The following is a 23738-nucleotide window of genomic DNA, read 5'->3' as shown; positions in this document are numbered from 1 at the left end:
CGGCGTGGCGGCCGAGGCACGGGACGGGAAGGGGAGCTGGTTCGGTTCGGCGGGCGTCGCTGACACCGGTACGGGGCGTAAGCGCTCGGCCGACGACCGTTTCCGGGCGGATACGCCCAGGAGGCCACGCGCCGCATCATCAAGCCGCTGAAACTGCGCGGTACGTCGTTCCACGGCAGTCACGCGCATGCCGGATCCGAACCCCGTCGCCTACTCGCGGCTGCACAATCCGGCCACGGACGCCCCGATTCACGACGCCACCGAGCACAACATGACCTGGCTGGGCGCGTCGGGCGACCTGATCTCGACCGTTGGTGACCTCGACCGCTTCCACCGGGCTTTGATACGCGGTGCGTTGCTGCCCCTTGCCCAGATGAAGGAACTGTTCACCGAGGTGCCGGCGGGCGACGGTTTCGGGTTCGGGTTCAGGCTCGGGGTCGGGGTCGGGCTCGGAGTCGAGACCACCACCCTGTCCTGCGGAGTGCCGGTGGTGGGCAAGACCGGCCGTGCCAACGGCTCGATGTCCGTTGTGGTCGGCACGCGGAACGGCGGCACCAGTGGACGTTCCACATGAACGGCGACTGGTGGGCGGGCCCGGCGCTGTACGAGGGCCTGCTCGAGGCGGAGTTCTGCGGCAAGGTCCCGGGGGCGGCCGGGCGGCCGGGCCTGGCGCCGCCGCCCGGCTTGGCCGGGTAGCGGTCCTCTCCAGCGTCCCGTGGTATCCAGGCTGCTCAACACCTGCGAGGAGGACCGGGACGGGGACGGCGTCTACGCCCGCGGAAGGCTTTTCGGGCGGGACGCCCATCCAAAAGGGGAAATTTTCTGGGATTCTTTGGACCCTCTTAAGACTGCTCCGACCGTGTACGCCAATCGTCAGCCCCTGGGTTGAGCAGCGGGTTGAGAAGCGTCGACTTTCGAGGGAGCGCCGACGCCTGAGCTCGGCGCGGCCTGGGCCTCGAGCGGACCCTTATACACGCCGAGGCGGCAGGGAATGCGCTCAATCATCTTCGTGCCGTCACGCATCACACCCGCCCGAGCTAGGGAATTGACGACGCTCGATAGGCCCTGCCTCCGATCATCTTGACGGATCCGGCGGTAAATCTCACGCTTTCGCCCTCTCCTCGGATCTCTGCCCGAATTCGTCCTCCACTCGCCCGCTTGATTTCAACGCTTCGTCTGGGCCGGTAGGACCAGCCGTCTACGACGAGATCTTGCAAATCGGTGAAGTTCAGGAAGAACATGAGTGCATTGAGATTCTTCTCTTCCCACTCAGGCAGTTGCCTGTCCGGGAGGCGAAGGAGGTTGATCCCAAGAGCGAGCCCCGGGCCTCGTTCGTCGATCTGCATGGAAAACAGGTCGCACTGACCAAGGTCCGGCGCGGATTGAAAGAGCTGATTCGCTGTCTCGGCGTTTTCCAGGATTTCCATCCAGTTTGCTTCAGAACTGCTCATAGTATGTCGCCGAATCGACGTCGGGAACGGATTCGTACTTCCGCTTGTCCATTTTTCCTACATGGTGGTGTTTCTCTCGATCTGGCTCGTCAGTAGAGGCTCGGAAGGCGCTCACTCGCCCCACCGTCAGGGAATCGCTACTGGTGAATGCCAGATCGGTATGGTTGCTCGCAACTTCTACCCTTATGCGCCGCTGTTCGAGCGGCGTCAATGTCACATCTGCCACCACCGGCGGTTCCCATGTGTCGTAGGGGTCTGCTCCCTCGGTAATTCCTGCGTCGCGAAATGCTTGTCGCCTGGCCTCGTCATATTGGCGATCCGCATCGGGACACTCCAGACCCAGCGGATCTGTCCAGGACAGCGGGTTGATTACGTATGCATGGTGGTTGGGAGCAGGCGCAAGGCCGAGCGGGTCCGGACTCAGGTATGAAGCAGTGTCGGGCGAGTAGTACCGGAAATAGTTGTATCTCAGTCCGGATTCATGCCTGGTTGGCTCGTGCATGGCTGCGGCGCACTGCCTAGGACGGAGGTGCGCCGCAGCTCTTCTCGCAGCTGCCGGCGAAGGGCCGGCACGCCGCCGCTATGGCGCGGGCGCACTGGCGGGTCGGGCAGGAGCGTTCCGGTACCTGTGGGCCTCCTGCGTGCAGTCGATGAGGAACGTTGCGGTAGGGGCGGCGGCGTGTGTCCCGCCGGCGTAGGAGCACCACCGTCGCAGGTATCGGCTCATCACCGTGGTGAACGAGAGACGAGAGACGACGTAGCCGGATTCGCCGTCGATGTGTTCGTCCCATACGGCCGTGACATGGCCGGCGAGGGGGCACGGGACATCGCGCGGGTGGTCTGTGGCGGCTGTGCGAGGGGTTTGGCGGGAAGGTCGTTTACGCCGCTCAGCGGGCGGGCACCGATGTGTCCGGGTCACGGTGTGGGGAAGCGGTCTGGTCGCGCAGGCTCTTCCCAGCGGTGGTCGCGTGGGTGCCCTTGCGCCGCGTCTCGCCGGTGACTTCAAAAGTGAGGCCGATGTGGTGGTGACGGCGCGGTGACGATAGCGGTGAGGATGGATGAGCAGGACTGAGTTGGGATCGATCCGTTCGGTGCCTGGTCAGATGCTGTTGGCCTCCCAGTTGGCCGTGAAGCGGGCGCTGTTCTTCGCGCTGGCGCAAGGGGGCGATCCGCTGGCCCGACTGGTCTGCCGGCCGTGGGCGGTCAATCCGTATCCGCTCTACCACAGGCTGCGGGAGGACGGCGGGATCCACCGCGGGGTGCACGGGGCCTGGGCGGTGGCCAACCATGCTCTGTGCCGTCAGGTGTTGCGCGAGCGGCGTTTGGTGGTGACGGCGCCCCGGCAGCCGGTGGACTCGGCGGCACGCTTGATCGACGTGAGCTTCCTGCAGATGGAGGCGCCCGACCACACCCGTCTGCGACGTCTGGCCCAGCCCGCCTTCGGTCCCCGGAGCATCGACCGCTACCGGCAGGGCATCGAGGGGATCGCACACCGACTGATCGACCGGATCGAACGGGCGGGGCGCCACCGCGAGATCGACCTGGTGTCGGAGTTCGCCAAGCCTCTCACCATCGAGGTCATCTGCCTTGTGCTGGGTGTTCCCGAGGCCGATGTTCCACGTTTCAGCCGCTACGGACACACGGTGGGAGAAACCATCGATGGACTACGCGGCGCCGCCCAGGCACGCCGGCTCCACCAGGCCGCCGGCGAGCTCTCCGAGCTGTTCGACGCCCTCGTCGAGCACCGCCGTACCGCACCCGAAGACGATGCCCTCAGCCAGCTCGTGACACATCTGGACGGGGAGGAACTCAGCCGGGGCGAGCTGCTGGGTATCTGCAATCTGCTGCTGCTGGCCGGGTTCGAGACCAGCGCACGCCTGATCGGCAACGCCGTGCTCGCTCTCCACCGCCACCGGCAGTGGCACCTCCTCACCACCCAGCCCCAGCTGTCGGCGAGTGCCGTCGAAGAGACCCTGCGCTACGACCCGCCGATCCAGTTGGTGCTGCGCTATGCCGGCGAGTCCCTCGGACTGGCCGGCCGCCACATCCCCCAAGGCGCTCTGGTAGTGGCGCTCCTGGGATCAGCCGGCCGCGATCCAGCAGCCCACCGCCAACCCGACACCTTTGACATCACACACAGCCAGACCGCCGAAAACCTGGCCTTCTCCAGCGGTGCCCACTACTGCCTCGGCGCGCCTTTGGTGCGCCTTGAGGTCGAGGTTGCTCTGCGGGCCCTCGCCGAACGTCTGCCCCACATGAGCCTGCCTCGCCCGCCCGAGCGCCTGAAAACCACGACCCTGCGCGGCCCCGCCCACCTCCCCGTGCGTCTTTGAAAAAACAACCAGCACCGCTCTCCCGCTGAGCACGCCGCCTCCAACCTGCGGGCGCCGCGCCCCGCTGGCGCCCACCAAGAGCCTTCCAACGGTGCAAACGGGGGTGAGCGGGGCCGCCTTGGGATCAGACAGCAGCGAAAGGACCGAAACTCGGCAGGTAACAGGCGCCGTTGCTGGTGCGCGGCCACCGCTCTCCGTCGCCGTCGCCGTCGACCACGGTGCCAGGCGACGGGGCGGGTTGGGGCCTGCGGTAGGCGGGAGGCGTCGTAGAGCATGAGCAGCTCGGCAGTCTGATGCGGCTTCAGGCGCACGGGCCGGCTCTGCCTCGGTTCGCGGCCGGCTCGGACAGGTCGTCGTGTCCGGCGTACCGCGTCTATCGCCCTGTCGGCCCTGTCGCCTCGGATATGGCGCTGCCATTTTCCCCGAGCGATCCGCGTCACGCCGGCACATTCCAGATTCTTGCGCCGCGGGATGCCCAGCGCCGTGATGCTGGCGGGCAGCTGATGCTCCCAAGGCCTAGGGCCTGGCCGGACCACCGCCCCGCGCGCGACCCGGTGAGCCGGGCAATCCGCGCTCGACTGCCTCCGCCGGGGCGCACGGCGCGCCGCGCGGGCGTGGGTGGGCGGGATGCGCCCGTTGGGCGGATTGGTGGCCTTACGCACGGGAATGCTCGCCTGGTGACGCGACGTGATGCGGGGGTGGACGTGGTACGGGCGGGGCGGCGGCGCTGGGGCCGGTTCTGGCTGTTGCTGACCCCTGCGCTGGTGGCCGCGGGGCTGGTGCTGGCGGCCACGGCCAGCGGCGCGCTGGCCACCTCGGTGGCCGCCTCCGATGCGGCCTTCAAGGTCTCGGCGGACCGGGTCGCCGCCAGCGGTGTCAGCGCCGTTCCGGGCGTCTACACCGAGCCTGGGGAGGGTACCCGGCACCCCGTCATTCGGGCGACCGTGCAGAAGGCCGAGCTGGAGAACCTGTGCGTCAGCCTGTTGGTGACGCTGCCTGTGGGGGTGGTGACCCTGCGGGCCGTGGCGGGCCGAGGGGAGCCGGTGCGGGGCTCCGGGCTGGCGGTGGACGCCGACTCGGTGCGCGGGAAGGTCGGCTTCACCGACGTCCTGGCTCAGGCGGGAGGACTGCTGGAAGGACGAACCGCAGGACCGCCGGAAGGACGAACCGCAAGCCCGCCGGAAGGGGGGAGTGGGGGCCTTCTGGCCACCACGCGAAGTGTGGTCGTCCTGGACGGGAGGGTCACTGCGTGGCGGGGCGCGGGGGCGACGCTGCGCATGAGCGATCCAGCCGTGGAGCTACTGATGGGCAGGCACGAATGCTTCTGAACCCACCTCCCGTTGCGGGTTGGGCCCGGCGCGCGAAGGCCTGGTGCCGGCAGCGGCCGGCCGGTTCCGCGGCCCTGGTATGCGCGGCCGGCGCGGAGTTGATGGCGCTGCCCCTGCTGGGCGGCCCGGCCGCGATGCTGCAGCCCGGGATGGCGGCGAGCGCCGGCTTCGGGGTGAGCCTGCCGCTGCTGCTGAGCGGGATCGTCCTGCTGCGCTTCCCCCAACTGCACTCCCTGGCCGGCATCACGGCGGTGGCGCTGGCCGTGCTGGCCCTGCTCACCTGCAACATCGGCGGACTCCTGCTGGGCACCGCCCTCGGGATCGCCGGGGGCTGCCTGGCGTTCTCCTGGGTGCCGCCCCCCGGGCCGCGTTAGCCCGCACATCCTGTCCGTCCCGCCAATCGGAGGGGTCATGGTCTCATCCGTCTTCGCCCGGGCTCAGCTCCGTGACCCCCGCCTCGTGAGCGCCTACCGGGCCTGCCGACGCGTCGTCAAAGGCCACAGCGCCACCTACTACGCGCTCACGCACCTCTTGCCGCCCGCCGTGCGTCCCGCGATCTGGGCGCTGTACGCGGGTGCACGCGTGACGGACGACCTGGTGGACACCGGTCCGGAAGGCCCCGACGAACGGGCCGCCCGGCTGACCGCCTGGCTCGACGCCTTCGGCGACGATCTGCGCCGGGGAAGCAGCCAGGACCCCGTACGGCACGCCCTGATCCACACGGTGCAGACATGGAGCCTGTCCTCCGACGAGCTGCGCGGGGCGTTCGCCGCACTCACCCAGGACCCCTACCGGGGCGCCCCGGTGACCTGGCAGGAGTGGAGTGCCTACTGCCGGACGATCAACACCTGCTACGCGGGCCAGACAGTGCTGGTCCTGGCCGGTGCCGGCCTGCACATCCCCTTGCACATGCGGTATCTGGAGCCCTTCCACCGCTGGCTGCAGGGGCTGCAGATGACCGACAACCTGGAGGACCTGCACGCCGACCTCGCCCGGCAGCACATCAGCCTGCCGCTGGAGGTGCTGGAGCAGTTCACGGTGGCCCCCGACGACCTGCTCGCGCGCCGCTGGACACCTGCGATGGCAGGCATGATCCGCCACCTGACCGGGCAGGCCCGCAGCTGGCTTTGCCAGCCGGAGCTGGGGCCCGGCCTGCCCCCGGGGCTCGCGCTGGCTGTGCGTACGGTCACCGAAGTGCTCCTGCTGCGGCTGAAGTCCCTCGAAAGGGCGGGACCGAAGATCCTCCGCCGCAGGTCGCCTGCGCCGCGTACCGCCCGGTGGCGCATCGCCCGCGCCCGCGTGACCACGGCCGTCGCCTGGCGCCTGACACCGGTGCGGGTCCCGTCCACACCCCCCGAAGAGATCGGTCGACTCCGGGGGCCGGGCCCGCTCGCCGTCCGGCCCGGACCGCCCGAGCCTCCCACACCGCACCCCTCCGGGGCCCGTCCGCCCACGATCCCGCGCGAGCTGCTGCCCCAGCACGTGGCCATCGTCATGGACGGCAACGGCCGCTGGGCAACCGACCGCGCAATGCCCCGCACCGAAGGACATCGCGCGGGAGCCCGGGCACTGGCCGACGTCGTGCACGGCGCCCTGGAGATCGGCCTGCCCCACCTGACCGTGTACGCCTTCTCCACGGAAAACTGGAAACGCTCCAGCGCCGAGGTGGCCGCGATCACCAGCCTCGTGCGCGAGCACATCGAGGACGAGGCGCATCTGCGCCGCGACGTACGACTGCGCTGGGCGGGTGTCCCCGACGGCCTGCCCCTGGACCTCGTCGATGCCCTCACCCACCACGAATACGCCACTGACCACTGCACCGGCCTCACCTTCACCGTGTGTGTCAACTACGGCGGACGGGCCGAACTCGCCCTGGCCGCCGGGGCCCTCGCGCGTGCCGCCGTCGCCGGACACGTGGACCCCGCCCGGATATCCGAACAGCAACTCGCCCGCTATCTGCTGCTGCCCGACATGCCCGACGTCGACCTCCTGTGGCGCACCGGAGGTGAGCGGCGAACGTCCAACTTCCTGCCTTGGCAGAGCACTTACGCCGAGCTCCTGTTCACAGACGGCTACTGGCCCGATGTCGACCGCCGCGACCTGTGGCGGGCCATGGCCGCCTACGCGCGCCGGCAACGCCGCTACGGTGCGCCACCGCCCGGGCCTCAGATGCCCCCTGGGCCCCAGATGCCACCCGGCTTGCGCCCGTAGACGTACACGTCGTCACCGTGCTCTCCACACAAAGGGTCAGGTTATGACGGTATTCCGCTACGGAACCGCCCTGCCGGGATACGCAAGCGTGAGCGCGAGCGGCAGGACTTGAGCGGTGGCCATACCAAGACTGAGTGGCCGTTCATACCTCGGACGGCTGGAGAACCAGGTGGAAAAAAGCGGTCGGCGACAGGGTGAGGGAAACCCGGCTCGCCAAGTCGAGGAACCAGCCGAGCCGAAAGTCATAGCGCACGGGCGGGGCCCAGAGGGCCCCGCCCGGTCGGTCTCATGGGCGGAATCGCACCCGGACCGTCGTATCTGCCGGGAGCACGAGGACGCTGCCATCGTTCCGCTCCCAGCCCCGCGGGATGACGAACATCCGGCCGTTGGCTTCCGCGAGAAGCCGCAGACCCTCGTACCGGAAACGGAACCGTTGGCGTGAGCTACCCGCGGGCAAGACCGTTTCGCGGACCTGCTGGTGGGCGAAGTAGAGGCGTTCGGCGGTGTCGATCGTTATCTCAGGGCGCAGCCACAGGTGGTAAGCCAAGTATTCCGCGTCGTCGTAGCCGTGTTTCTTGGCGTATGCGTGGGTTGCCCAGAAGGATGTCAGCGCGACCAGTGCCGCCACGAAGGCGAGCGCCAGTCGCTCGCGCGCCACCGGGTAGTCGGCGCCGGCGAGCTTGAAGGACAACACCCTGCCGTACACCAGCACCACGAGACCACCGCCGAGCAGAAGCGGCGTGTCCATCGCTGCGGCGCGCCACACCCCGAAGCCGCCCAGCACGCCGAGCAGGAACAGGAGCAATCCGCACACCGACAGCGCATGGGGAAACACTCGAATTCCTCGGGGTAGCGACGCGTCCCGGCTCCCGAGGGATCGCGCCGCGTAGTACACCAGGACATCGGCCAACGCGACGGTGAGGGCGACCCCGGCCGGCACATAAAGGGCTCCCGCGCTGCGCAGGGCAAAATCCTGGGTCGAGAAACCGAGGGTCGCGGCATCCACCCCGAAGTACTCGTAGAGCGCGTTGGTATAGGCGAAGCCGAAGTAGAGCAGCAAAGCCCCGATGAATGTGGTCGGCGCGACGAATGTGGCGAGTGTGCTGACCCAATTGCGCCGAAAGGGTGTCCCCGTGCCGGGGTCGCCGTCGTCTGCCATGCGTGCCCTTTCCGCAACCAGGCTCAGTCGGTGTTGGGCGCGTTGGGCTCAGGCTCGCCAGGGGGTGGCCCGTCGGGTGCGATCTTTCGGTTTGGTGTCGGTGGTGGTGAGAGTCAGTGGTGCTGGTCTGGGTCTGTGGTCTTTCGGTGCTGGTCTGTGGGGTCCGCGGGGTGGGGTTGTCACTGTCACGAGACGAGAGATCCGGAGGTGGTAGCGCTGTCGTGGGGCTTTATCTCATGGCGGGTGATGCTGTCTCAGGTTCGAGAGTTCTGATGCGGTCGGTGGTGGCGGGCCGGGTTTGATCGGGGCATGGAGCAGGACACGGGAACCGGACTGAGGCGCCCGGCCGGGTTGCCCCGGGCGTTGGTGGTACGGCGTCTGTTGGAGCGGCATCAGGCGGGGGAGTTGACGTCCCGGCATGTGCGGGCGGTCGCTGACGTGTCGGGTGTGTCGGTGCGTACGGTGTGGCGGTGGCTGGAGCGGGCCAAGGCGACGGGGCAGGCGGAGCCCGGGGTCCGGCAGGGCTACGCGATGTCGGATGAGGCGTGGGCGTTGCTGGGCCGGGTGGGCGGGAATGTCGCCGAGTTGAGGCGTCGGCTGGCCGACGGGTGCGGTGGGGGTGAGGTGCCGTCGTTGTCGACGTTGCACCGGGTGATCCGCCGGGACCGCAGGGCGGGGCGGACGCTGGTGATCGAGTGGGAGATCGAGGTCGCTGGGGAGCGCAGGCCGGATCCGTTGAGCGAGCTGGGCCTGCATGTCGTGGCCGGCCAGGGTGCTGGCGGGCAGGTGTTCTTGCGGGAGCAGAAGCATCTGGCGCAGGTCCCGGTCCTGGTGCCCGGAGCTCATGTGGTCCTCACGCCGACGGTGCAGTCGGTGCTGCGAACGGCCGTGCATGCTGCAGCAGTTGGTGCGGTGGTGTGCTTGTACGGGGATGCCGGTCACGGGAAGACGGTCGCGCTGCAGTACGCCCTGTCTCAGCTGCCGCACCCGGCGCGGGTCCGCCGGGTGCACGTAGGGTGCACCCGACGGTGCCGGAGCTGCGGCGGGGGCTGGCCGACGCACTCGACATGGACAAACGCCTCCCACACGGCACGGGGGAGGCGGACCTGCTGCTCGTGGATGGGCTCAGGCAGCCGCGGGTGCTGGTGCTGGACGAGGCACAGCGCCTGCCGGTGCCGGCGCTGGAGTATCTCCGTGGGCTGTGGGACCACCCGGACACGGACACCGCACTCGTGCTGGCCGGGGCGGGCAGTGAGCGGGTGCTGCGCCGGGTGCCGGCGTTGGCCTCTCGGGTGCTGGCATGGGAGCTGGTGCCGCGCCTGGGCCCGGCCGAGGTCAGCACCGTGATGGCGGCCTTCCACCCTTTGTGGGGCGAGGTGGCCGAGAGAGACATGGAGTGGGTGAACGAGCATGTAGGGCACGGGAATTTCCGGACCTGGGCGGAGCTCACCTCGCACCTCACCGCCGAGACTTATGGCCACGGTCCTGCGGTGGTCGACCGTCGGATGCTGGAGCGGGTCTGCGCGCGGCTCGTGGGGCCCCTGTGACCCACACGGCCGACCCGGGAATGCCGGAACTACCGGGGAGCGCCCCTCCCCACTCTGACGCCGACAAGGCCCGCCCAGCTGTACCGGCGGGCTTACCTGCTGCCTCTCTCGCGTCGTTGCGTGGCCCCGCGGTACGCCGGCTGCTGACGCTGCGCCAGGAGCAGACGCTGACGACCCAGCACGTGCGGCTGATGGCGCAGTCCCTCCAGGTCACTGAGCGCACGGTGTGGCGGTGGCTGGCCGCAGCCGAGAGCGATGAGGCCGCAGCCGTCGAGCCCGGTTCGCGGGCCCAGACCCGCGACCGGTTCACCGTCACCCCCGAGGTACGCCACCTGCTGGCGTTGTGGAAAGGGAACGTGGCCGCGGTCCACCGCGAACTGACCGCCCGCGCCGCCCGGCAGCGCCCGCCCGCCGCGGCGCCGTCGCTGCCCACCCTGCACCGGGCGATCCACCGGGATCTGACGCCGGGGGAGCGGGCGGGCCTGGCCGCGGGGGAGCGTGCGGCCCGTAAGCACGATGTGTTCCTCACCCGGCCGCGGGGCTGGCGTAACCAGGTGTGGGAGACCGACCACATGCAGGCCGCGGTCCTGGTCGATGTCGACGCCGTCGCGCGCAGGCCGTGGATCACCTGGTTCACCGACTGCGCCACCAACGCGATCACGGGCGTCGCGGTCACCCCCGGGCATCCGTCGCGGGAGTCGGTACTGGCCGCGCTGCGCTCGGCGGTCCTGCGCGAGGATCCTTACGGTCCGCTCGGTGGTCTGCCGGAGAAAGTGCGGGTGGACCGCGGCAAGGACTTCTTGTCCAAGACGGTGACCGCCGCGTTCGACGCTCTGATCGTGACGGTGGAGGACCTGCCCGCCTACACCCCGCATCTCAAGGGCACCGTCGAGGGTCTGAACCGGGCGGTGGAGTCAATGTTCCTTGCCGCGCTGCCCGGCTACGTCCACCAACCGCGCCCCGGTAAACGGCCCTCCCGCCCCAAGGAAGAGCTGCTGCTCAGCTTCGAGGACTTCACCGCCCGACTCCTGGACTGGGTGTCCTGGTGGAACACCACCCACCGGCCGGCTCCGCTGAAGGGCAAGACCCCGCTCCAGGCATGGGAAGCCGACCCGACACCCTTGCGGGAGGTGAGCGCGCAGGACCTGTGGACCTTCACCCTGGAAGACGCTGGCGTGTACGCGCTCGGCACGCGCGGGGTCCGCTTCCGCAAACGCGACTACGTGGGCCCGTGGATGACCGGCCGGGGCGGCATCCAGGTCAGGGTGCGCTTCATGCCGCACCACGACCACCGCATCGAGGTCTTCCACGCCACCACCGGCCGCTACCTCGGCCCCGCCGACCTCGCCGATCAGGCCACCCAGGAACAGATCAGCGCCGTACGCCAGACGCGAGCAGCACGCAGCCGCCGCCTGAAGAAAGACCTGCAGGCATCACAGCGCGAACGCTACGCTGCCGCCACCCGACCCCAGGCACCCCAGCGCCTGGGCGCACTCGACGCGGCCGAGGCGAGCCGTGAACTCGCCCGGACCACCGACATCGATTTGTCGAAGCTGGCGCTGCCCGACCTCATCCCGCCCGCTGCGTGGCGGACCCCGCCCTCTCTCGTCGCCCGGACCATGCCGGACCCGGCTTCGCTCTCAGCCGACCCCACCCCTGCCGCGGACAGCCCACCATCGCCGGCTGCACACCCCACCGGAGACGCCTGATGACCGCGGCCACCTACCAGTACGTCGACCTGCCCGACGCGTCCGTCGTCACCACCCGGGCCCTGCTCACCGCACGGGAGAACATCACCGACACGGTCGCGGCCCGCGCCATGATGTGCATCCACGGCGGCGCCGGCTTCGGCAAGACCCTCGCCGTCAACACCTGCCTGCGCGAACTCGAACCGCACGAGGACGTCCGCCGCGTCACCTTCCGCGCCCGCCCCACCGCCCGCGCGGTGCGCTACGAACTGTTCACCGCCCTCGACCTGGCCGGTGAACCACCCCGCCACCCCAGCGAATTCGACCGCCTCCTGAAAACCGCCCTGGCCGAACGCCCCCGCACCTTCCTCGTCGACGAAGCCCAGTGGCTCAACGGGGAGGCCTTCGAATACTTCCGCTACCTGTGGGACGAACCCGCCACCCAGCTCGCGATCATCTTCGTCGGCGGCGCCGGCTGCCACACCGTGCTGCGCCGCGAACCGATGCTCTCCTCCCGCGTCTTCATCTGGCAGCAGTTCACCCGCCTCACACCGCAAGAGGTCCAGGACGTCATTCCCCTGTTCCACCCCGTGTGGGCCGACGCCACCCCCGAGGACATCACCTTCGCCGACCAGCACGCCGCCCACGGCAACTTCCGTGCCTGGGCCCAGCTCACCGCCCACGTCCGTACCGCTCTGGCACGCACCGGCCGCCCGAACGTCGACGAGGAACTGCTGCGCTGGGCCTTCAGCCGCCTCGCATGACCACCCTCAGCTCCACGGAGCCGCCGCCGGTCGTGCTCGTACTGGACCCGTACGACAACGCGCCACACACCCACACCGCACTGGCCGGCCACGACCCGGCTGCCGGCCGGGTCACCCTGCACCCCGGCCCGGGCACCACCAGCGACACCGCCCTCGCCCACGACCTCCTGGCCGCCCTGGACAGACCGCCGCTACTCCCCGGCCACTTCCGTTCCGGTAGACAACCCGCCTGGGAGGCCGCCACCGCATGGATCCTGGCCGCCCCCGTCACCCAGCTCACCGTCCTGCGCGCCCACCTCCTGACCCTCCGCCGCCTGCAGCGCCTCCTGCACCTGCGCGACGTGACCGGCCTGCACCTGACCCTGGTCTGCCACCGCCCCCGCATCTCCGCCGCCCTGCACCAGGCCCTGCACCTCGTCCCCCACATCCGCATCGACGACTTCGAATCCGCCCGACGCCACTACGGCGCTCCCGCCACCACGCCCAGCACACCCCAACGCGGCAGCAGCGCCCGCCGCTGGATCACCATCCCCGCCCTGGACCGCCTCGTGTCCTACGACACCACCGCCTCCTGCCCCGGACCGTGCGCACCGCCCCCGCCCGAGTGGCGGCAACGTCAGCCGCCCCGCCCTGTCACGCCCGCAACCGCCCGCGAGGCCGCCGGTAGAATCCGCGTCTCAACAGCTCACCCCCGCCTGGCCGGAGCTCTGGCCGCCACCTTGTTCACCGGCGCCTCCTTCCAGCAGCTCACCACCGCACGAACTGAGGACTACAACGACACCCCCGCCACCCTCGCCCTCCACGACCCCACCCGCTGCACCGACGGCTGTGCCACCCACCCCGTGCCCGAATGGGCCCGCGTCTTCCTCCGCGCCGCCGCATGCTTTGCCGAGCTCACCCCCACCGCAGACCGGTGGCTGCTGGCCTTCCCCGGCGACCGGCCGCTGCTGCTGCGCCTGGCCGAGCAGGCGAAGCTTCGCCCGTCGCAGCCTCCCGCCGGACAGCGGACCGGCCCGCGGTCCCGTATCGAATGGGACTGGCTCGAACGCAAGGAAGCCGGACGCTACGACGCGATACTCGCCGCCTATCACGCCAGCCGGCAGCCCCCGGCCCCGGGCGACTGAGCCTGCCGGGCACCCTCCCGCCACCACGCGCCCCACTGCCCCGGCCCGGACCACGCACCGGACTCCCACGCCGCCGCCGTCAGGCCGCAAGAACACTCAGCCAACAGAGAAGTCCGCGAACTCCAGATCGCTGAAGGAGACCTGGAGACCATGAGCACGCCGGCCCTGGTCCCGGAAGTAGGCGTGCTCCAGCGCACGGGCGAGGATGACCATCTGTTGCTGCTCGCCGGCCCCGGCGTCGCGGGCCGCGAACAGCTCCCGGGCGACAGCACCGGACAGGTGCCGGGTGATTAGCCGCAGACGCGGATCGTCGGAAGATCCCGCCGAAGAGGCGAACCCGAACCGCGCCCGGGTGTGCAAGACAAAGCCGCCGGCCTCGGCCTGGGCACGCAGACGGGCGCGGACCCGCGGCTGCCACCGGGCCCAGACGATCTCTTCGATCACCCTGGCATGCGCTGGCCCAGGACGGCGCCGTCCGCCCGGCTTCACCGTGACCCACCGCTGCACGGTCCGCTGGGACACCCCCAGCAGGGCAGCGACGTTCTTCGTGGAGCCCTTCTCCACCTTGAGCAGGAACTTCAGCCGGGCAGCGGTATCTGACGGAACAGGCCGCGTACGCAACGCCCGCTCCAGCCCATCTGCGATCTCCCCCAAAGCCCCACCCCCCTTTGAACGCATGCCGTCAGGCAGCCTGCCTCGCCACCAGCGCATCAGGTGTCCCACATCCGCACCGCCCCTCCGGCCGGTTCCGTCGTACCCATGACAGCGCCGGTCACCGTCAGCTATGAGCCCCGCCCCACCTCTGTACAGATCTGCAGTTCGCTGTCACCACGGCCGCACCGGGATGTCACCGTGAGAACCCGAAATGCTCGCAGGATGGTGACACCGAAAGACGTCATCCCACGACGCACAGTGCAGATTCTCATGCGTGCTGGGCCGGCCGCTGGATCGGCCGCGGCGAAGGCGACGGCTCCACCGACTACGACGACGCCGTCCCGACCTGGTCACTACCCTCGGGTGGGACGATGGTGGGGTGACGGAGTCTCAGACCTTCCTCTCTCAGCCGGATGTGGCCGTTGCCGAGCGTCGGGCGCGGATCTCGAAGCGGTTGACGCGGCTGGGCCCAGGGCCGGCAGCGCTGTTCGCTGATATCTGTCGCCTGGTGGACTACGACCTCCAGCTCGTCAGCCGGTCGATGCTGATCTTCCATCTGCTTCGGGAACTGGAGAGTTCGGTCAGGGAAGTCCTGGTGCCGGACGGGGCCCGAAAGTCCCCGCAGGCGGAGGACACCGACCCTGTGGATCAGGTGAGGGCCGTTCTTGCAGCTCACGGCGTGCCCGAAGACTCGCCCGCCGGTAAGGCATGCCTGGAGGTGGTGGGCAAGCTGCGTGCCCAGGTGGAGGGCAACATCCAGAAAGTCGAGGTGAAGGCGATCCTCGCCGCCTACGGCATCGCTGAGGATTCGCCTGCCGGCAAGGCGTGGCTGGCGGCGGTGGGCAAGCTGCACGGTCAGGCGCACCGGACTAACCTGGAACACCCCCGTGAGGTCACCACCGAGGTCCTGGAACGCGTCGAGGGCCTCGAGGAAATGCTGGATGTCGTCCTTGACGCGTTCGACGCCCACTACCTGGACGTCGTAGACCGGCTGGAGAAGCTCGCGTCCACCGACAAGCCGTCGAACGGCGACGCGTCGCGGCTGCGCAAGGAGTTCCCCCAGAACCAGCTGACCTGGGAGATCTTCTTCTCCCGGCTCGACAGTCCGGCCTGGCTCGCTCCGCTGCGCAGTCAAGGCTTCTTCACCCAGATGCCCGCGCCGTACGTCGACGAGGACGGCAACACCTTCTTCAACTCCCGGTGGCCGGCCTCCGCCTACCTCGCCCGGGTCGCGGCCGCCGCCCCGGACCAGGTGCTGGTCATCGCCCGCGACGACATCCCGGAGGCAGAAAACCCGTTCATCAACCTCGACATCGTCGAGACTGCCCTGGCCTTGCCGGCGGCCAAGGCCATCAAGCTCATCGAGCGGATTGCCGCGGCAGCGCGCCGCATGCCTGAGCTGCTCGACGCCGACCGCTACGCCACTCTGGCTCTGCGCTGCGCCGAGCACGACCAGCCGGATGAGGCGCTGGAGCTGATGACGGGCCTGCTGCAGTCCGCCGACGGTACGGGTCAGCACAACGAGTGGATGTTCGGCCACATCCTGAACCGCCACAGCCCCACCTTCACCCAACACCTGGGCATGCGCTGGCTGGCGACCCTCGCAGACCTCCTCGCTACCCGCGGCGCAGCGCACCGGACTGCCGGACTGGACCTGTCCCAGACCTTCTACCCCTCCCTCGAGCAGGAGGAGGCCGCCAACCCTTACCGGATGCGGGAGGCCCACATGACCGCGGCGCTGCGCAACGCCGTCCACCAACTCCTCACCGCCGACCAGACTGGTCTGCCGGCCGTCCTCGACATCCTTGCCGACCACCCGTGCCTGATCTTCCGCAGGCTGCGCCTGCACCTGTTGGAGCACTACGGCCACACGGCACCGGAGTTGGTCGGCCAGGCGCTGACGGATGGTCTGCTGTTGCAGGACGACGGAGTCGAGTTCGAATGGCGGCGCCTGGCCCGCGCGCACTGTGAACGGCTGGGGGCCGAACCCCGTCAGAGCCTGATCGACGCCATCAGCCAGGGGCCCGACACCGAGGAGTGGAAGGCCGCCTATCAGGAGGTCACTGACGAGCGGCTGAAGCGGTGGGTGGACGGCTGGCGTCGTGATCGGTTCGCCGCGATCCGGGCCGTCCTGCCCGAAGACCTGCGCGCCGAGCTCGAGCGCCTCGAAGCCGAATACGGGCCAGCACCGTCCCTGGATGAGGTTCCCGAGCCGTTCACCGCCCATGTGACGGGGGAACCCGACGCCACGGCCACCGAACTCGCCCCCCTGAGCGCCGCCGACCTCGTCACCCAGATCCAGGATTTCAAGCCCACAACCCGCCCGCTCGGCGGCACCGACGAGTATGGCTTTGCCGCAGAGGTCCAGGCTGCCGTCGACCAGCGGGGCGGGGCTCACAGCCCGCACGCGCTGCTCTTTGCCGACGTGGACGACCCCTACCTGCTCGCGGTCCTCACCGGCTTCACCAACGCCGCGCTCCGCGGCGATGACCTGGAATGGGCGCCGCTGACCGCCCTCGCCGCCGCCGCGACTACCCGCACTACCCCGCGCGCCCGTGACCTCCAGCGGCAAGCCGCCCTGCTCCTGTACGCCGCGCTCACCAAACCCGCGACCCGGCCCGTCCCCGGCCTCGGGCCGAGGACATCTGGCAGACCCTCATCACCGTGCTGCACACCGCCGCCGACAGCGGACAGCCGGCCGGTGCCGCCAGCATGCTCTACGCGAGCGACCCCCGGGCCCAGGCCCTGCGTGCCATGGTGGCCTGGGCGCGCTGGCGCCGCACGCATGGCGCCGACTTCCATCGCCTGTTCGACACCCTCGACACCCTGACTGGCCCCGCGCCTCTTGGCGGGTCCGCCGGCCCGGAGCTGATCGCCGCAGTGATCGGCGAGCGGTTCTCCCAGCTCGCCGACCTCGACCCCGTCTGGGCCCGGCACAACGTTCCGCTCCTCAGTGGCACTGGGCCGCTCGCAGCCACCGCCTGGCACGCATACCTGCAGGCCGCACCGTACTTCCGCCCTGCCGCCCAGCTCCTCCTCAACGGCTACCGCGCCGCAGCCGCCACCCGAACCGAAGACGGAACCGAACGGCAGGCCGTGCTGCGCCAGCAACTGGGCAGCCACATCATCAGCCTTTATTGGTGCGGCGTCGTCTCCCTCGATAAGGACGACAGCCTCGTCGCCGACTACTACGCCCGCACCAGCGCGGAGATCCTCCAGAAACTCGCCTGGGAGATCGTGGCCGCCCTGCACGGGGACGACACGATCAGCGAGGAGCACATCGGCCGACTACGCACCTGGGTGGAATGGCGCAGCACCGACCTCGCCAGCCGCGCCGCTGATCTGACCCCGGCCGAACGCGCCGAGCTCGAGAGCACCGGATCGCTCGTCGCCAGCGGCCGGTTCCCCGCCGACTGGAGCCTCGACCAGCTACAGGCGGTGCTCGGCGTCACCGGCGCCTTTGGAACCGACTCGCGGATCTTCCGATACCTGGCGAGCGTGGCAGGCGACGAGACGGGCAGGTCCTCGAAGTCCTGAAGACTTGGATCACCTCGCCGGCTCTCGACCTCTGGCTCCCCGGTCTCCGCGAAGCCGACATTCGTACGATGCTGCTGGCCGGCTTGGGCAGTCAGCAGCATGATGATCTCGCCCGCGAGATCATCAATCGCGCCGCCAGCCGCGGTTTCTGGCAGTTCAGGTCCCTACTCATGGCCAAGCCGCCGACCGACTGACGATGCCGGTCAGATCAGGCTGGCTGGCCGCCCCGTGAGGACGCCCGGCTATGCCCATTCCACCCCGAGTTCGGTGAGGGCGGTGCGTTGGGGTTCGGTGAGTTTGTCGCGGCGGGTTTTGGTGTTGGAGATCCAGATACCGAGTTTCACGTCGTGTTCCTGGTTGTCGATGACGATCCGTTCGCTGTGCGTCCCCTCACGCTGGATGTACTGCGCCAGGGCCGCCACGCCGCGCTGGAAGGCCGCCGACACCTTCCCCGGACCACCCCCAACCGCGCCCTTCCGGGCCGGGGCGGGAGACGGCCGCTCAGCGGGCTTGACGCCCAGCTCCGACAGCCGCTCCTGCTGCTCCGCGGACAGATGCTTCCAGTCGCGTGTTTGTCGTTGGATCCAGCGTCCGAGGTCGTCGCCCTCGAACAGGACGCTGCTGACTGTCGCTCCGCTGTCATGGCGCTGGCTCACGTCGGTGTCGGCTTCGAGCTGTGCTGAGCTGGGGTTTTGCTAGCGCGGGTTGAGAAGCGTCCGCTCGACGTAGTGAGAGTGCCCAGCTCGCCGAGATGAGCGTCAGCACCGCGGGGACGTGCCGGAATGCTCCAGCTCGTACGGTTCGGAACATCCCCGGGGCCCCGACTCTTGGACCAACAGCGAGGGCGGTGCCGAGGCACCGCCCTCGCATCACGCCGCCGCTCACTTCAGACCGAGGCCGGCCAGCACCGCCAGCTTGTCGGCGGTGAGCCCGCGCCTCGACTTCGTGTTGGACAGGAACACCCCGAGCTTCACCTCCGTCCCGTCCTCCATCTGCTCTACGTGGGCCCTGGGGGCCGTCACAGAGCCCGTACGCGCCTTGTACTGCGGGCCAGGGCCGCAACCCCGCTCGAACGCCTCAGAGGCCGCCTTGGACGCCTTCGCGGGCGCCTCCTGCTCCGGGGGCAGCGGCACGACACCGAGTTGCAGGATGCGCGCCCTCGGCGCGCCCTGCTGATCGCGCTGCGCACTCAGGACACGCCGGCCCCCAGGGCACAACCTTCTCCGAGGTGTGATGAAACTGCGCTGCTGGGCCTGCGGCGAACCGCTTTCGAGGCTCCTCCTGTGCCCAGGCAGGCAGTGCCTGTCGCAAATGATCCTCCGGAACTCGGCACAGATGGGACACCCGATCCCGAGCCTGCCGGTTCAGATACACCTCACTGTCCAACCGCGTCTGGCCCGTGATGTTCGACAGCCCGCCCACCTCGGCGATCGCCGCCAGCAGATCCCTGAGCCCTACGCCATAGCGTGCAGCCACCCGGCTCAGAAACGACTGCGTCATCTCACCCCGCAGCGGTGCCACCCGCCACACCCCGCTTGCCAGGAGTATCGACCCCGCCCCTAACGGCGCCAGCTTCCGATTCCTACCGCCCATGCCCTGCCTGGTCCGTTGATCTGCAACTCCCATAACCGTCAGTCGGCCTCACCCGTTATGGGGCACCAGCCACGGCTTGGCGGGGAAGTCGCAACTCGGGGCTCCTACACCCATTCGACGCCCAACTTCCGCAGCGCATTCAGCTGGTCCTGAGTGAGCTTGTCGCACCTCGCGCGTGTGTTCGAGACCCATACGCCCAGCTTGACGACCATCGGCTCTGCCTCGCCGTCGACCGTGATCTCTTCGCTGTGGCTGCGCGGTACCGGCCGGTGGGCGCCTTCTCGCTCCACCCACTGGGAGAGGGCCGCAAGCCCGCGCTGGAACGCCTGCTGCGCCTTGCTCGGGCCCTTCGTCGCACGCGTGGCCGCCGGGGCGGGAGACGGCGCCTGGACGGGCTTCACGCCCAGATGGGACAGCCGCTCCTGCTGCTCGGTCGACAGCTGCGCCCAGGCGCTCGGCTGCTTCTGCCGCTCCAGCCACCGCCCGATGTCATCGCCGTCCATGAGTACGCCGGGTTGGATGTCGGGCAGGCTGCCATCGGCGTCGACCAGGTCGGCGAGGACGCGGTAGTGCCGCTGCCAGTCCAGCGGCCAGGGGCAGTTCCAGTCCGGATCGATCGCCGTCAGCTGCTGCGCGCGCTCCGCTGCCCGCTCCTGGTCCTTCCCGAGGCCGCCCTTCCTGCGGAGATTGGCCAGATGCTGCCCCACGGGCACCATCGCCTCGCCCTCGCCCCACACGGCGTCCTGCCTCGGGGCGAGGTGCCCGGTGGCCCGCCGGTACGAGCGCAGCGCGGCGAGCTTGGTCTCCCAGGCTTCCTCGCCCGGCTCCCACACCATCCCGGCCTCGGGAGCGTCCAGGAGCTCCTTGCGGCGCGGCTCCAGCTCACCTGCCCGCAGTGCCTTCCTCTGCTGGTGGACCCACCTCCCCAGGGGAAAGGATTTCGTCGCGCCGACCTCGGTCTCAACGTCGTAGGGAACGGCGTAGAGGCCGGTGATCTCGTTTTCCGCCCGCCAGCGCAGCAGGGCCTGGTAGCCCTCCAGCCAGACCAGGGACTCGGGCCGGTAGACCCGGGTGCGCAGGAAGGCCGCGATGGTCGCCGCGTCGCGCGGGCTGGAGAAGTGGAGCAGGGCCGACTCGGCAGCGGCGTCGGTGTCGTCCTGCTCCTGGTCCTCGCCGTCGCCCGCGCCGCCGGCCCCGACGATCCGCCCGTCCTCATCACGCCGGACGTGCACCTTGCGCTTCCCGCTGCTGAGGGCACGGGAGGCGAGCTGTTCGACGAGTCGTTCGTCATGACTGCGGAGGCCTTGGAGGACCGCTACAAGGGGGCGGAAGCTGGCGGAGGCGACCATGTCGGTCGGGTCCTCGCCCGGCTCCAGGAAGACCGGCACGATGATCCTGGCGACCTTGGTGGAGCCGTCGCGGTTCAGCCTGAGTGCGCGGCCGATGTTCTGCACGATTTCCACCTGCGAGCCGCGGGTGTCGGCGAAGCAGATCGCTTCCACCCCGCGTTCGCCGGTGATGTCGACGCCTTCCCCGAGGACGCGACAGCTTGCGAGGAACGCGCGGTGGACCCGGCGGTCGGCCGCGTCGATGCCGTTGGCGAACTGCCGCAGCACCTTGCGGCGTTCGGACACGAGGTGGTCGCCGCACAGCCACGCCGACCACACCCGGTCCGGGGGTACATGGCGGCCGGCCTCGAGCCCGTAGAACTCAGCGTCGATCGAGGATGCGGGGAGTTCGTTCTCTGCCTTGGCCATGGTCGCGTCATCGGTCTCGGTGACGTACAGCTCGGCTGCGGTCTTCGGCAGCGCCTCCGCGAACGCCGCCGCTTCCTCCACTTTCTGGTGGAAGGTCATGACCGTACGCAGGTTGTACGCCGCCGCGTGCTCCAGGAGAGCGGTCTGCAGCAGGGCGAGGCGCCGGCCCCGCAGCGCCTCCTCCGACAACCCGAGCACCGGCGAGGGGTCGCGGATCTCCAACACGTCGATCTCGAACGGGGCGAGGATTTCCCGCTCGATCGCCTCCGATAGCCCGAGTTCAGCACCAGGCAGCCAGGCGCCGAACGTGCCGTCCGGGTCGTCGGCCATGCTCGCGATCTCCAGCTCCTGGCCGTCCGCGCCCTTCTGCGGGCGGGGAGCGGCGAGGATGCGCGGGGTCGCGGTGAGGTAGAGCCGGAAGTCGGCGGGGATGCGGGCGTTGTCGTGGATCGCCGCCCACGGACGACCAAGATCACCAGCGGTTCCGTGGGCTTCGTCCACGATGGCGAGCGAGAAACCGTCCATCCGCTGTCCGTACAGGCGCTCTCCGCCCGCCAGAGCAGCCTCCAGCGGCCCGCGCGTCTTCTTGCGCACCGTGCCCTCCCTGCTGCCCTGCCAGGGCCAGTAGGGGCGCTCCTGCTCCTGGAGGGCCTCGTAGTCGTCGCGGTCCACGAGCGAGGCGTACGTGGCGAACACGATGACCGGCCCGTGCCCGGCCCACAGGGCGAGCTGGATGGGGTTGGTGGTGGTGCGCACCCCCAGCTCGGTCAGGACGGGGTCGTTCTCCAGCGAGCAGACCGCGACCATGGGGGAGCGGTGGCCCACCGCCCGCCACGCCTGGGCGGTCTGCACGAGCAGGTCCAGGGTCGGCACGGTGACGAGGATCCGGCCCTCGGGGAAGCACTCCAGCGCGCTCGCGGCGGCCATGATCGTTTTACCGGACCCGGTCGCTGACACGATCGTGCCACGGGCACCCTGAGGGGGCACAGATGATCTTGCAGGGAATCCGACCCAATTACGGAAACTCGACTTCTGGTCGATCTGGTGTTTCTTGAGCGGAATCCTGCTCATCGCCCGTCGTCCTCTCCCGTGTCGTACAGCCAGGCGTTCTTAAGCCTTTCCAGCGTGTTTTCTTCCTGGCCCTCCTGCGTCCAGACCCCTTCGAGCCAGAGCGGGCTGCTGTCGATCCTCTCGCACAGCACGAAGCACGCAGGCAGGTCGATCAGCACGAGCTCGCCCGCGAACATGCCGTCCGGCCCGTAGCGCTGCCACAGCCGCTCCAGCCGCGCCCGGTGCATCTGCAGGTAGGTCTCCAGCGCCCGCGGGTAGTAGGTGTCCCGCTCCGCCAAGTGCACGGTCCGCAGGGCGATGCGCACGACCTCGCGGTCCGACTCCTGGTCCCACTGCTCGGAGCTGGTGCCGGTCACGGCCGCGTAGTGCTGTCCGCAGATGTCCAGGACGCGCTCGACAAGTTCCGGCGACGCCTCGTTCTCTTCCGCGGCACGGGCCGAAGGCCGGCCGACGCCCGTGATCTCATCGGGCAGGGCGCTGATGCGGGCACTTGCCTCCACCAGGTCCAAACCGTGGTGGTCCAGGTAGGCCAGGAGGAACAGGGCCAGGGCCCGGCCGGGGTCGCTGGCGTGCTGAATCCCGGGCGGCTCGCTGGTCCAGCCGAACGTGGCCTGGTGGGGCCGGGGGTGTACGCCGCCGGCATGCGGGTCGGGGAAGACGACGGCGCGGGTGAAGAAGTCGTCCAGACGGCTGAGAAGTTCCGCATCCGGGTTGTCCGGCTCACGACCGCGCACGGTAGTGGTGGCGTTCTCCAGGATGGTGGTGAGATACCGCCGGCGGGCGTCCTCCTGCTGCCGGAGCTCGCTGGACCAGCTCTCCTCGACCACCTCCACCACGCGGTACATGCCCTGGTCCCCGTACAGACCGTCCGGCTTCTCCAGCGCCTTGCGGACCTTGGTGATCGCCTCCTCGACCGACCGCCCGTAGGCGTAGTTCGTCACCACCGACGCTCCCGGGTGCTCCGGATCGGTGCGCTGCGCCACGATCCGATAGCGGATCAGCTCCAGGTCCGTCCCTGAAGTAACCTCATGAGTGCTTTCCTTCCGCGCTTCAAAGCGCTTTTCGAAGCCCGACGGATTCAAAGAGTCCTCGCTTCCCGCGCCCCGCCCGGGTGGTTAGGGGGGGGCTCGTGTTTCCGCCAACGCTACATGCTGCATCTACCGAATCCACACGGCACACTGGAACCCACACGAACGAGCGACCCCCACCCTCCTAGCCAGCCAGGTCCGCGCTAGCGGGCCCCAAGGTTCTGGAGGCGCAGCCGGAAGGACCGTTGAGGGCGGGGGAGCGCAGCGGATCCGCCCGGCCGGCCTGGAGCGTCAGCGGAGGGCTGGCCACGGAACGAAGTCCCGCTGCTCCGGGAGCGCAGCGGACGGAGCGTCAACCTTGCTGCGCAGCAGCAAGGTTGTACGGGACGCGCAGCGTCCCGTTAGCGCTCCCGCGGAGCGGGAGAGCAACAACCGTGCGCAGCACGGTTGTTCGCTTGCACATCGCGCAGCGATGTGGTACCCGCTCCGCGGG

General features: G+C 69.5%; 21 protein-coding genes and 1 pseudogene. 13 read left to right on the top strand and 9 right to left on the bottom strand.

Features of this window, described 5'->3' with window-relative positions:
• The first annotated feature begins 187 nt into the window (after nucleotides 1–187).
• Nucleotides 188–574, top strand: coding sequence for a serine hydrolase (locus tag ACZ45Z_RS17925; protein WP_468363016.1), 387 nt, complete (start codon nucleotides 188–190; stop codon nucleotides 572–574).
• A complete protein-coding gene (locus tag ACZ45Z_RS17920; RefSeq protein ID WP_468363014.1) occupies nucleotides 571–696 on the top strand; it encodes a hypothetical protein in 126 nt (41 codons plus the stop codon). Before ACZ45Z_RS17925 ends, ACZ45Z_RS17920 begins: the two co-directional genes overlap by 4 nt.
• Before the next feature lie 341 nt (nucleotides 697–1037).
• On the opposite strand, the gene ACZ45Z_RS17915 is transcribed toward ACZ45Z_RS17920, so the two are convergent.
• Both ACZ45Z_RS17915 and ACZ45Z_RS17910 read right to left on the bottom strand, forming a co-directional pair.
• Nucleotides 1038–1427: an Imm50 family immunity protein gene (locus ACZ45Z_RS17915; RefSeq protein WP_468363012.1), complete on the bottom strand. Its 390-nt coding sequence runs from the start codon at nucleotides 1425–1427 to the stop codon at nucleotides 1038–1040.
• Nucleotides 1428–1767: 340 nt separating this feature from the next.
• Nucleotides 1768–1932 (bottom strand): annotated as a pseudogene (locus ACZ45Z_RS17910) (RHS repeat-associated core domain-containing protein); the annotation flags it as partial.
• Nucleotides 1933–2509: 577 nt separating this feature from the next.
• On the opposite strand from ACZ45Z_RS17910, the gene ACZ45Z_RS17905 reads away from it, so the two are divergent.
• The 4 genes from ACZ45Z_RS17905 (at nucleotide 2510) to uppS (ending at nucleotide 7323) form a co-directional block, all read left to right on the top strand.
• Complete coding sequence (locus tag ACZ45Z_RS17905; protein ID WP_468363010.1) at nucleotides 2510–3784, top strand: cytochrome P450; 1275 nt, start codon at nucleotides 2510–2512, stop codon at nucleotides 3782–3784.
• A 677-nt stretch (nucleotides 3785–4461) separates the two neighbouring features.
• The gene (locus ACZ45Z_RS17900) at nucleotides 4462–5112 is read left to right on the top strand and encodes a DUF6230 family protein (protein WP_468363008.1); all 651 of its coding nucleotides are present in this window, start codon (nucleotides 4462–4464) and stop codon (nucleotides 5110–5112) included.
• A complete protein-coding gene (locus ACZ45Z_RS17895; protein WP_468363006.1) occupies nucleotides 5103–5486 on the top strand; it encodes a DUF6114 domain-containing protein in 384 nt (127 codons plus the stop codon). The genes ACZ45Z_RS17900 and ACZ45Z_RS17895 overlap by 10 nt, the downstream gene beginning before the upstream one ends.
• A gap of 37 nt (nucleotides 5487–5523) precedes the next feature.
• The gene (gene uppS, locus ACZ45Z_RS17890; RefSeq protein WP_468363004.1) at nucleotides 5524–7323 is read left to right on the top strand and encodes a polyprenyl diphosphate synthase; all 1800 of its coding nucleotides are present in this window, start codon (nucleotides 5524–5526) and stop codon (nucleotides 7321–7323) included.
• A gap of 286 nt (nucleotides 7324–7609) precedes the next feature.
• Here uppS and ACZ45Z_RS17885 read toward each other — a convergent pair whose 3' ends face one another.
• Nucleotides 7610–8482 carry a hypothetical protein gene (locus ACZ45Z_RS17885; protein WP_468363002.1) on the bottom strand — a complete coding sequence of 291 codons (873 nt, stop codon included), beginning with the start codon at nucleotides 8480–8482 and terminating at the stop codon, nucleotides 7610–7612.
• 1016 nt (nucleotides 8483–9498) lie between these two features.
• Between ACZ45Z_RS17885 and ACZ45Z_RS17880 the strand changes: the two genes are divergently transcribed.
• The 4 genes from ACZ45Z_RS17880 (at nucleotide 9499) to ACZ45Z_RS17865 (ending at nucleotide 13605) form a co-directional block, all read left to right on the top strand.
• A complete protein-coding gene (locus tag ACZ45Z_RS17880; protein WP_468363000.1) occupies nucleotides 9499–10029 on the top strand; it encodes a TniB family NTP-binding protein in 531 nt (176 codons plus the stop codon).
• Between the two features lie 191 nt (nucleotides 10030–10220).
• Complete coding sequence (locus ACZ45Z_RS17875) at nucleotides 10221–11738, top strand: transposase (RefSeq protein WP_468363485.1); 1518 nt, start codon at nucleotides 10221–10223, stop codon at nucleotides 11736–11738.
• Nucleotides 11738–12481 carry an AAA family ATPase gene (locus tag ACZ45Z_RS17870; protein WP_468362998.1) on the top strand — a complete coding sequence of 248 codons (744 nt, stop codon included), beginning with the start codon at nucleotides 11738–11740 and terminating at the stop codon, nucleotides 12479–12481. The genes ACZ45Z_RS17875 and ACZ45Z_RS17870 overlap by 1 nt, the downstream gene beginning before the upstream one ends.
• Nucleotides 12478–13605: a hypothetical protein gene (locus tag ACZ45Z_RS17865; protein ID WP_468362996.1), complete on the top strand. Its 1128-nt coding sequence runs from the start codon at nucleotides 12478–12480 to the stop codon at nucleotides 13603–13605. Before ACZ45Z_RS17870 ends, ACZ45Z_RS17865 begins: the two co-directional genes overlap by 4 nt.
• A 96-nt stretch (nucleotides 13606–13701) precedes the next feature.
• Here ACZ45Z_RS17865 and tpg read toward each other — a convergent pair whose 3' ends face one another.
• Nucleotides 13702–14259 carry a telomere-protecting terminal protein Tpg gene (gene tpg, locus ACZ45Z_RS17860; RefSeq protein ID WP_468362994.1) on the bottom strand — a complete coding sequence of 186 codons (558 nt, stop codon included), beginning with the start codon at nucleotides 14257–14259 and terminating at the stop codon, nucleotides 13702–13704.
• Nucleotides 14260–14638: 379 nt separating this feature from the next.
• On the opposite strand from tpg, the gene ACZ45Z_RS17855 reads away from it, so the two are divergent.
• From ACZ45Z_RS17855 to ACZ45Z_RS17845, 3 genes are all read left to right on the top strand, one after another.
• The gene (locus tag ACZ45Z_RS17855) at nucleotides 14639–17089 is read left to right on the top strand and encodes a hypothetical protein (protein ID WP_468362992.1); all 2451 of its coding nucleotides are present in this window, start codon (nucleotides 14639–14641) and stop codon (nucleotides 17087–17089) included.
• Nucleotides 16972–17796, top strand: coding sequence for a hypothetical protein (locus tag ACZ45Z_RS17850; protein WP_468362990.1), 825 nt, complete (start codon nucleotides 16972–16974; stop codon nucleotides 17794–17796). The genes ACZ45Z_RS17855 and ACZ45Z_RS17850 overlap by 118 nt, the downstream gene beginning before the upstream one ends.
• Nucleotides 17797–17864: 68 nt before the next feature.
• Nucleotides 17865–17990 (top strand): hypothetical protein, encoded by a 126-nt coding sequence (locus ACZ45Z_RS17845; protein WP_468362988.1) that lies wholly within the window; start codon nucleotides 17865–17867, stop codon nucleotides 17988–17990.
• Between the two features lie 48 nt (nucleotides 17991–18038).
• On the opposite strand, the gene ACZ45Z_RS17840 is transcribed toward ACZ45Z_RS17845, so the two are convergent.
• The 5 genes from ACZ45Z_RS17840 to ACZ45Z_RS17820 all read right to left on the bottom strand — a co-directional run bounded on the left by ACZ45Z_RS17840 (nucleotide 18039) and on the right by ACZ45Z_RS17820 (nucleotide 23200).
• Nucleotides 18039–18452, bottom strand: coding sequence for a helicase associated domain-containing protein (locus ACZ45Z_RS17840; RefSeq protein ID WP_468362986.1), 414 nt, complete (start codon nucleotides 18450–18452; stop codon nucleotides 18039–18041).
• 225 nt (nucleotides 18453–18677) lie between these two features.
• Entirely contained in the window at nucleotides 18678–18929 is a 252-nt protein-coding gene (locus tag ACZ45Z_RS17835; protein ID WP_468363519.1) for a hypothetical protein, read from the bottom strand.
• Nucleotides 18874–19389, bottom strand: coding sequence for a TniQ family protein (locus ACZ45Z_RS17830; RefSeq protein ID WP_468362984.1), 516 nt, complete (start codon nucleotides 19387–19389; stop codon nucleotides 18874–18876). Before ACZ45Z_RS17830 ends, ACZ45Z_RS17835 begins: the two co-directional genes overlap by 56 nt.
• Before the next feature lie 104 nt (nucleotides 19390–19493).
• A complete protein-coding gene (locus ACZ45Z_RS17825) occupies nucleotides 19494–22217 on the bottom strand; it encodes a helicase associated domain-containing protein (RefSeq protein WP_468362982.1) in 2724 nt (907 codons plus the stop codon).
• Nucleotides 22214–23200: a hypothetical protein gene (locus ACZ45Z_RS17820; protein ID WP_468362980.1), complete on the bottom strand. Its 987-nt coding sequence runs from the start codon at nucleotides 23198–23200 to the stop codon at nucleotides 22214–22216. The genes ACZ45Z_RS17825 and ACZ45Z_RS17820 overlap by 4 nt, the downstream gene beginning before the upstream one ends.
• Nucleotides 23201–23738 lie beyond the last annotated feature (538 nt).

This window comes from Streptomyces sp. NPDC031210 (assembly GCF_055570395.1).
Note: the sequence above shows the minus strand (reverse complement) of the source record. Positions and strands in the feature narration are given on the sequence as shown.